The sequence below is a fragment of the Streptomyces sp. NPDC089915 genome, assembly GCF_040684675.1.
GTDB lineage: Bacteria > Actinomycetota > Actinomycetes > Streptomycetales > Streptomycetaceae > Streptomyces.
The window spans coordinates 1-2,375 of record NZ_JBFBGN010000305.1; the positions used below are offsets into that span (position 1 = coordinate 1).

Sequence of the window (2,375 nt, forward strand, 5' to 3'; positions counted from 1 at the left end):
CACGTCGGCGCGCATCCGGAGCTCCGCCTCGGCGGTCCGGCGGCCCTGCTCGTCGTACGCCCAGGCGTCGACGACTCCGGCCCGCCACGCCACCATCCTTACCCCGAGCGGCACTTCGCGCCCCGGAACGCGGTACACCACCGCGTACGGCAGCCCCTCCGCGTCCCGCGACCGCGCCTCGTCGGGGGACAGCCCTCGCCCGCCGGTGCGGGAACCCGCGTGCCAGGACTCCTCGTACGTCACGTACACCGTGTCAGACATCGGCGGCGTCACCTTCCCGCCCGGGCAGGATCTCGGGCATCCCCTCGATCAGCACCACGACGCTGACCAGCTCGCCGGCCTCGGAACGCCCCAGCCACACGGGGTAGGTACCGTCCCCGGTCGTCGCGAAGGCCATCAGCTCGCCGCCGGTGGCCGTGTCCCGGGTGCGGTGGATGAACATCGACCCGTCGGACAGGTCCTCGTATCCGTCGAGGTCCGGCTCCCCGTCGATCAGCCCCCGTTCGAAGAGCGAGAGGAGCGACGCGAAGGACCCGGCATCGGCGAAGCAGCCGGTGGCGCCGTCCGTGACGAATCCGGCTATCTGGTTCTCGATGAAGATGCGGGGGTCGTCCTCCGCCCCGAGGGCCATCTCCCAGGACGCGGCGGGGGTCTCGCTGAGGAGCAGGCGGACGGCCGTGGGATCCGTGGCCTCGACCTCGGCATTGCTCCACTCGCAGTGGTAGCTGAACGCGACCCGCGCCTCGTCGAGCACGTACTCCCCGGGCGGGACGGGGACCGTGATGTGCGGCCCGTTCTTGTGGGTAATGAACAGGCCCGAGACGGCCAGCAACCCACTGGGGACGCGCACGGCGCCGACCCGGCGCGGCTCCACGACCGTCTGCTCGGGGTGGTACCCGCCGGTGACCCGCACCCCGGGCCGGAACAGCTCCCCGATCCGGCCCGGTTGCACGGGGCGCGGCGGCCGCCAGCGGGAGGCGGGCTCTTCCCCGCCGTCGGCGTCGAGGACCTCGGCCGCCTCGAAGACCGGCGGGTCCGTAAACCCGTGCAGCTGCGCCGAGAACAGCGGCCACTCCCCGAAGGCGGGCCGGTCCGTCCAGCGCTCGTCCTCCCGGAGGCCGGCCGAGGTGGCGTAGCCCCGGGGCGCCTCCACCCTCCGCCCCCTCCCGTCCGGGAACAGGTCCAGGATGACGCGCGGGGTCTTCGGGTCGAACTCCGCCGTCTCCGGGTCCGGGTAGTTCCAGCCGACGGAGTACCGGTGGAACAGCCGCGCCGGGTCGTCCAGCAGCCTCAGGTCCAGGTCGTGGGTACGGCGGCCCTGGCCGTCGTACACCCACAGCCCGACGTGATGGTCCCGCCAGGAGACGAGCCGGACCTCCAGCGGCACCTCCCGGCCCGCCGTCCGGTACACCACCACGTACGGCAGCCCGGCCGCGTCCCGCTCCCGCGCCTCCCCGGTGGACAGGGGCCGCCAGGCCGCGCGGGACTCCGGGTCCCACGCCTGCGCGTACCCCACCTCGACGACCATGACCACTCCCTGTTCCCGCGCCCTTGCGTGTTCCTGAGCAAGGTAGCCGCAGGCTGTGACAGCGGTCGCACGGGAGCGGGCGGCGGGGCGCCCACGCCCGCCACGACGGCTACCGCTCGAGCGAGGGGACGGGGACCTTCCAGCGCGGCATCAGCGCGGCGACCGACGCTCTCAGCGGTCGGCGTCCCGCAGGTAGAGCCGGCCTGCGGTGACGGACAGTGCCGCGAAGAGCACCGCTGCCGTGCCGGTCATGACGATCTCCTCGTGGAGGGCCGCACGGTCCACTTGGGGTGCTTGCGGGGGTACCCAGCCGGCCGGGTCCACCAGGACGTCTTGGGTCCGGCCGACGTCGGAAGGGCCGAAGCAGCCCTCGTACCCCTCCAGGGCGGCGTGCGGCAGGGGCAGGCCGTCCGTGCGGCGCAGGTCGCACTTCCAGCTGACGTGCCCGGCCTTGTCCTTGGAGCTGTGGGCGGCGGTCACCACCATCGGGGTCCGCACTCCGCGCAGGACCATCACCTCGGCCCGGATCGCAGGCCTGGACGCGACCAGCAGGACGACCTCCAGCACGAGGGCCGGGCCGATCACCCACCAGGTGGGCCGCAGCCCGGCCATCACCCCGAGGCCGGCGACGAGCACGACGAAACCCGTGATCCCGCCGAGCAGGCCGTAGTCCGGATTGCTCGCGAGAACCGCCAGGCCGAACAGGGCGCACGGGGTGGCGATGGCCGTCGTCACGCTCAGGCGCGTCACCAGCCGGGGTGACAACGCGGCGGTTCGGCTGTTGCCGCGCCGCCCCTTGCCGGCGGTCTTCCGCCGGCCCGGCGTCTTGGGGATCCGTCCACTGCCG

At 73.5% G+C, this 2,375-nt stretch carries 2 protein-coding genes and 1 pseudogene; all 3 read right to left on the reverse strand.

Annotated features, from left to right (window positions below):
• A pseudogene (locus AB0O29_RS35155) lies at positions 1–261 on the reverse strand (hypothetical protein); the annotation flags it as partial.
• Positions 254–1,528, reverse strand: a complete 1,275-nt coding sequence (locus AB0O29_RS35160; protein ID WP_365160304.1) for a DUF4241 domain-containing protein — start codon at positions 1,526–1,528, stop codon at positions 254–256. The gene AB0O29_RS35160 and the pseudogene AB0O29_RS35155, both read right to left, overlap by 8 nt.
• A gap of 171 nt (positions 1,529–1,699) precedes the next feature.
• The coding region (locus AB0O29_RS35165) for a hypothetical protein (RefSeq protein WP_365160307.1) at positions 1,700–2,375 on the reverse strand (676 nt) is incomplete at its 5' end.

What these genes read in the sequence shown, in the direction of transcription:
- AB0O29_RS35160 (WP_365160304.1), bottom strand. Translation starts at nt 1,528, where the DNA reads ATGGTCGTCGAGGTGGGGTACGCGCAGGCGTGGGACCCGGAGTCCCGC.